At 29.4% G+C, this 7,677-nt stretch carries 2 protein-coding genes and 1 CRISPR repeat array; both genes read right to left on the bottom strand.

Annotated elements, in window-relative coordinates; translation table 11 throughout:
• Positions 1 to 19: 19 nt before the first annotated feature.
• A CRISPR array of direct repeats spans positions 20 to 2,690; the repeat unit is 36 nt; unit sequence AATATTGTGTTTTCTAATCTTTAATCAATCCACAAC.
• A 98-nt stretch (positions 2,691 to 2,788) separates the two neighbouring features.
• On the bottom strand, positions 2,789 to 6,154 hold the full coding sequence (gene cas9, locus ACODSI_RS12015) for a type II CRISPR RNA-guided endonuclease Cas9 (protein WP_488917097.1): 3,366 nt from the start codon (positions 6,152 to 6,154) through the stop codon (positions 2,789 to 2,791).
• A gap of 600 nt (positions 6,155 to 6,754) precedes the next feature.
• The gene (locus ACODSI_RS12010) at positions 6,755 to 7,675 is read right to left on the bottom strand and encodes a hypothetical protein (protein ID WP_488917096.1); all 921 of its coding nucleotides are present in this window, start codon (positions 7,673 to 7,675) and stop codon (positions 6,755 to 6,757) included.
• Between the last annotated feature and the right edge of the window lie 2 nt (positions 7,676 to 7,677).

Genomic DNA, 7,677 nt, shown 5'->3' with positions numbered 1-7,677 from the left:
AATATATCAAGAAAACATTAATATTGTGTTTTCTAATCTTTAATCAATCCACAACAACACTACGCAAATATATCAAGAAAACATTAATATTGTGTTTTCTAATCTTTAATCAATCCACAACGGATATAATGTTTTATGTGAAAAAGTAATTAATATTGTGTTTTCTAATCTTTAATCAATCCACAACGCTTTAAACTTACATAAGAAGAAAATTGCAAATATTGTGTTTTCTAATCTTTAATCAATCCACAACACCGCAAAATTATGAATACATTGATTAATAAATATTGTGTTTTCTAATCTTTAATCAATCCACAACGGCACGGATGGTTTAATGTCTCTTTCACTTAATATTGTGTTTTCTAATCTTTAATCAATCCACAACTGCATTTATAGATTTTTTGGAGACGAACCTAATATTGTGTTTTCTAATCTTTAATCAATCCACAACACCATTTTGAAGTCTAACAAGTAGTTAGCTAATATTGTGTTTTCTAATCTTTAATCAATCCACAACGTGGGACTTTTGCATTATATAAATTATGGAAATATTGTGTTTTCTAATCTTTAATCAATCCACAACAGTATTGATAAAGTTATTAATATGAATCAAATATTGTGTTTTCTAATCTTTAATCAATCCACAACCAATATTTGTATAATACCAATTATATTCAAATATTGTGTTTTCTAATCTTTAATCAATCCACAACAGTGAAGATTTAGGTTATAGTTCAAATGCTAATATTGTGTTTTCTAATCTTTAATCAATCCACAACAGATTTTATCGTAACGGTTTAGAAACAGTTAATATTGTGTTTTCTAATCTTTAATCAATCCACAACACGGAGGTACAGAAATAACAGTTCATTTTAAATATTGTGTTTTCTAATCTTTAATCAATCCACAACGAATTAAGAGGATATGATGTAGAATTTCATAATATTGTGTTTTCTAATCTTTAATCAATCCACAACAAGTACATACGGAGGCATTTTTTTTATCCTAATATTGTGTTTTCTAATCTTTAATCAATCCACAACATTACCATTATAAAAATATTGTTGAAGATAATATTGTGTTTTCTAATCTTTAATCAATCCACAACAAAGTGCAGTATAAACCTCCATTTTCAGAAAATATTGTGTTTTCTAATCTTTAATCAATCCACAACTGTTTAACGATTTCGTGTTGTTGCTCGGTAAATATTGTGTTTTCTAATCTTTAATCAATCCACAACCTTTTAGGAACTAAATCAGCATCTAAACCAAATATTGTGTTTTCTAATCTTTAATCAATCCACAACTTTGGGTATCGAGCTATTCGATAATACGACAATATTGTGTTTTCTAATCTTTAATCAATCCACAACTACATAAAATTAGATAATGGAGAAATATTGAATATTGTGTTTTCTAATCTTTAATCAATCCACAACATAAATATCTTAAAAAATAAATTTTAATAAAATATTGTGTTTTCTAATCTTTAATCAATCCACAACGAGTTGGTTAATGAATCTATACTCTTCCGCAATATTGTGTTTTCTAATCTTTAATCAATCCACAACATTATCTGGTGCATTACATACTGTTGTGGAATATTGTGTTTTCTAATCTTTAATCAATCCACAACAAGACAAGGGCGTTTTTACTCAAGTGCTTAAATATTGTGTTTTCTAATCTTTAATCAATCCACAACACAGAGGGTTCGGCAGTTTATTTAAGCGCAAATATTGTGTTTTCTAATCTTTAATCAATCCACAACGTAATTGGGGACAATGGGGAACTAAACAAGAATATTGTGTTTTCTAATCTTTAATCAACCCACAACACCTTTGAGTGGTTTTGACCATAATTACAGAATATCGTGTTTTCTAATCTTTAATCAACCCACAACCCATTTGCTGGCGTATGTTTATAAATACCAAATATCGTGTTTTCTAATCTTTAATCAACCCACAACACGCTATGGCTTCACTGCTAAAAAAAGCCTAATATCGTGTTTTCTAATCTTTAATCAACCCACAACATAGTAAATTCAAATACTTACGGAACAACTAATATCGTGTTTTCTAATCTTTAATCAACCCACAACGTTGGCGCTTCTTCTGTATCTGTAGCTTCTAATATCGTGTTTTCTAATCTTTAATCAACCCACAACATAGTAATATCAACAAAATTTAAAGTAATAAATATCGTGTTTTCTAATCTTTAATCAACCCACAACATGTAGAACAAAAATGTACTTCTTGTCAAAAATATCGTGTTTTCTAATCTTTAATCAACCCACAACTCCTTTGTACTTTGTTTCAAAAGATTTAGTAATATCGTGTTTTCTAATCTTTAATCAACCCACAACATTACGATGGTATTTGGAGAGATGAAAAATAATATCGTGTTTTCTAATCTTTAATCAACCCACAACGGCAAGCGCAAGAGAGGAAATAAACCGACAAATATCGTGTTTTCTAATCTTTAATCAATCCACAACAGGTTAACTATCTAGGAAAAAAAGTAAAAGAATATCGTGTTTTCTAATCTTTAATCAATCCACAACGGAGTAGGATCTATTTTATTACTCACATTAAATATCGTGTTTTCTAATCTTTAATCAATCCACAACGCGGTGTTGACTTATTTCGGAATTAAATAAATATCGTGTTCTCTAATCTTTAATCAAACCACAACGGTAAGTTCCTGCATCTTTTGCAAGTCAGATGCCATAACTTCCAGTTGTGGTTTGGCTGTTTAAGACTATCGTTTTATGTCAAAGAACATTTGTAAAGTTATACTTTTTGAATTTTTCCTGATACTGATATTTTCACTTTTACAGGATTATTTGATATCAATCCTTTTAAACTTTTAATTCTAATTTCTTCATTTTTTTTATCAACACTTGACGCTTTATGAAATCTAAAAGAATAATCAGTAGATGATAATTTCTGAACTCTAAATAAATTTTCATTCAAAACATCATAATCTGGATTATCCCAATTGATTTCTTCTTCCTTTGGCCCTAACAAAAACATATCATTTATGTGCAGTGTAGTGACAATCTCTATACCATCTATTGGTAATTGGTAAACTGGTAATCCTTGTCTTTTTCGTTCTACAACAGTCCAAAAAGTAGCTATTTCTTCTTTTAAATTTTCTTTATCATCTTTATAAATCAATACATGATGGTTATTTCTTGGATTTACCCATTGGTTTACATTATCTTTTAATTGTACTGCTCCACCAATGTTTTCTTTCATTCTTATTTTTAAAATGGGCACTGGAGCACCATTTTTGTTTGGCAAGAATATTTGGGGTTGTTTTATTCCGTTTTCATCAACAATAAAAAAAGTGCTTGCTGGTATTGTTCCTTTTACAAATCCACCTAATTCTTGTATTCTTTTTAGAATAATCATTCTTATAGATTCATCTACTACTTTGTCTAGTTGCTTTTCAGTAGTCAAACTATCAATAGCTTTTCTAACATGGTAGGCTTCTTCTCCATTAAAATCTCTTTTTCCAAAAACAGTTTCTTTATGCAATTGTCCTCTTGCAGCAACACCTACATTTTTATATTTCACTCCGTTTTTTTCTGTGGTGTGTGTCCTTACGGTTATAGTATTGCTAATTCGTTTGTGAGAAATTAATATTTTATCGACTGCTTTTTCGGCATCAAATCGAAACGTTTCCCATGGCATTGGGAACTCTTTTAAATCATAATTTCTATTGTATCGATTCCATTTGGACAATTCTTGCAAATAGCTTGTTTTACCACATGCCATAACCAAAGCGTCAATAGCATGATGGCGATGGTCTTCGCGTGTTTTGGCATTTTCATCATTTAATACCGTGTTCAATCCCCACTTTTGGCGCAAATTAGCCGTCATTTGTCCAGGTGAAACAGTTACTTTGCTACATATTTGCGATAAATATTCTTTTGCTTCTTTACTAATGTATCGTGTATCATTCAATTGTCTTGATGAAAAGTCGTCATCAAATTTTATCTGTACAAATCTTTTAAATTTTTGATAAGCGTTTGGATATTCTCGAGTATCTGAAAACAATTTCAAAGCACGCTCTTTGATAGCTGACCAATTAGACTCATCACTTCCATAAAACTCAAATGGTGTTTTATCTCCTTTTCTTCTGTTTTCGTCAGCCCAACATAAGGTTTTATTATTAAAGCTATCATTAAGCGAACGACTCCAAGGATGAATATGTTCTATTTGTATTTCACCAGTAAAGAGTTTATTTATAGGAATAGCAACTCCTGTATAAGGACAAGTTTGTTTACACTCTTCCCAAAGTTTGAACTTTAAAATGTTATCGTTAGTAACTTTAATATATTTTTCAACCTCTGCTTTTACTCTATCATTTTCACGCTCTAATCGTTTTTGGTCTCTTCTAATTTTGTTACGTTGTGATTTAGATATTTTTAAATCACGCGCCATTTCTACTTTAATTTCGTCCAATTGTCCGTGTTCGTCAATTAATTCATTTACTAATTTTCTCAACTCAAACAAGGCAGTAATAACAATAGGGTTTCTTATAGCTTGAATTTCTTTATCTGCTTCTTTACCAATAGGCAATTTCTCGAGCAATTCTTTTACATCTATAGTAGCCGAATGATGATACATTTTTTTCAATTGTTTATCATTCAAACCAAATTCTTTACGCAACAATTTTTTAATAGTATCTATAAAACCACCCGATATTTTAGATCTAACAATGTCATGAACATTATCAATTACATCTAATTGCTTTTGATTGTTTTGAGCAGTATCATTTTGCCATGTATTACCAAAAACATTTTTAATACCTGCCATTACTACAGCCACATCATAAGTATAGCCTTGTTGTAAAAAAGGCAATATATTACCTATAGCTTTTCTACTCAAACTAGCATAACCATCTTTTACGTTAAATTTAGAAATAGCTTCCGCTTGTTCTTCTGTAAAGTTCCATTTTGATAAAGCATATTCTTTAACATTAGATTTACTATCAAAAAAATAAAGTACATGCCAAATGTCTTCTTGTTCTTTCTCTGTGAAGTCAAACCATTGTTTACCAAAGTACTTTTTATTGGATAAATTTGAAATAGTATGTGTGCCAACTATCTTATCGTCGTCTTTATAATTAAACTTAAACTCTGCACTTTCTTTTCCGATAGCCTTTCTTAATTTCTTAAATTCAATTTTATCATGTGACAGTAACTGTTCGATCAACTTACTTTTTTCATCCTGAGTAATTTTATTTCCATTGTATTCAACAGTATTTACCCATTGGTATATTCGAAATAACTCCACAGGAATAGCACTTATAGGACATTTTGTTTTGCTAGGTTCAAAAGAACAATTCCCTACTAAATGCTTTTGTGAACGCAAAGGGCGTTGATGAAATAAGATTCCATCTGCTGCATAACCATCTTGCTTTCTACCACCAAACAACTCTTTTAAATGGTCATTTAAAACGGAATGAAATTGACTTTGTTTGTTCCATATCACTTCAAATTCATCAACATACATTTTACGAGTAGTGTATCGATTTCTAATTCTTTCCAAATCATCTTGAAAGGGTTGGTTTTCTTTTGGATAGATTTCATATAAGTAAGAACCTAATGTTTTACCTTCAATACTTTCTAATGTATCATCAATACCAATTTTACCTTCTTTAGCATTTCCTTTAAAGATAGCACCATCATCACTACCACCTTTTCTGCTATTGCTTAAAAAACCTCTACGTTGTATTAAATGATAAAATATTCTTCCTATTTGTTCCAACGAAAGTTTTTCATGTAAAGCTTTTTGTCGTAATTCGTATGGATTTAAGGCAAACCAAGTAGCTAATTTTTCTGAAGGAAATTGTTTGGTCTTTTTCCAATCGTCAAAATCTGCAGCCACCATTGGACACATTTTATTTTCAGAAAGTGATTTTAGTAATACTTTTTTCCGTAATCTTCTTCTAAAAAATTGTCTTCTTACACCTCTTGCACCAGTACGGCTTGCATTTTTAGACATTTCATTATCACCATCACCAAGATTTTCAACGCCCATTGGAAATATTCTACTTCCAATACCAAGAATTTTATTCTGTTTGTCATCAACTATTGCCCATCCAATACTGTTTGTCCCTAAATCTAAACCTAAAATTTTTGCCATAATCTGTGCCGTATTAAAATCAATTTCTAAAGATAAATAAAAAATAATTCTTTGTTTTACGGTTTTCCGCATTTACTTGTAATTATTTTATTCCTACATTTGTTACAGATTAAAACAATTCTAATCTTTAATCTTTTCACAATAAGGCTATATGCCGTAGATGAAAATCTTTAGTCCTGCTTCGGTGGGACTTTTTTTGTATAAAAAAAACACTCTTCGGAGTGTTTTTTCTTTAATTATTTTATTGACATTTGAAATTTCTTAAAAACATTATTTCAATATTATTTGGAACTAAAGCGGTATCTGCTCCTGATGAATATACTAAAATTTTTAGTTGAATTGAAACATTTGGACCAGCTAAACTTTTGCTATATCTGTTTAATTAATTTATATCAGCCAGTGTAGCTTTACAGGTGCATTTTACCTCAACAGGAATTTTTGTTTATTTTTCTCTCAACAACAAAATCAGGAATATAAGTTTGACTTCCTCTTCTGTCTTGGGGGTAATTTTCCATACTTCATTTTTGGGGAATTTAGCTCTTAAATTAGTATTGACATTAGGATACATGTGTTTTAAGATACATTAGCCATAGTTATAAATTATTTAGAAGTTATAAATTCTTTAATCACTTTATCCATATTACTTGGCAAATCTGTTTCTTTAATTTCAAACCGTCTTACATTCATATCTTTAAACCAATTGCTCCAAAATTCTTTGATCACTTTTCCTTCATAAGGATTTTTTTTATCTGGATTTATACCTAAAACCAAAATTTCAAGATTTGACAAATCGTTATTTGTTCCTAGATAGCCAATCTTTTTTGATTTCATAGTTTCATTCCAATTTTTATTATTCAAAGAATAAGAACGGATTAATTCTGGAGTTAAATATGTTGATTGATTACCTTCTTTGAAATTATTATTTTTATAAAAAACATAGCCATCTGTTAGAATTATAAGTATATTTCTATGATCCTTTTCAATGCAATAATCATTAACATCATTCTGAAAAAAGTTCCAAATATCGGAACCAATATAGTTGTTGTCCTTAAGAGCTAATGAGTATATTTTAGATGTCTGATTCATATAAACATCATTAATAGTATTGATAAATTCCTTGGTCGCATTATTTCTATCAACCTTAATTTTCAACTTTTTTGAAATATCATTTATTTCAGGATTTAATGGATTTGGATTAAAAAAAACTTGAATATTATCATTCATAATTCTAATTCTTTTATCCTTTATATGGTTTGAAAATGCTTCTGATATTGACTTAATGTGTCCCAAATCTCTTTTATAGTATTCCATCGTAGGGTTTGGGTATTTTGTTGTGCTTATTCTGTCTGATAGGTCAATTAAAATACTAATATTGTAATTTTCATCTTTTTTGTTTTTTAATGTTTCACTAGCAGAGCTATCCATTGTTGCCTTTACTTCTTCTTTTTCATCTTCATTTTTACACGAAAACAAAAGAGAAAACATTATTAAAGTAAAAACTATCTTTACTATATCTTTCATGA

The sequence above is a fragment of the Flavobacterium sp. FG139 genome (assembly GCF_057809695.1).
The sequence above is the reverse complement of the archived record's forward strand: the minus strand, read 5'-3'. Positions and strand labels throughout refer to the sequence as shown.

What these genes read in the sequence shown, in the direction of transcription:
- ACODSI_RS12010 (WP_488917096.1), bottom strand. Translation starts at nt 7,675, where the DNA reads ATGAAAGATATAGTAAAGATAGTTTTTACTTTAATAATGTTTTCTCTT.
- cas9 (WP_488917097.1), bottom strand. Translation starts at nt 6,154, where the DNA reads ATGGCAAAAATTTTAGGTTTAGATTTAGGGACAAACAGTATTGGATGG.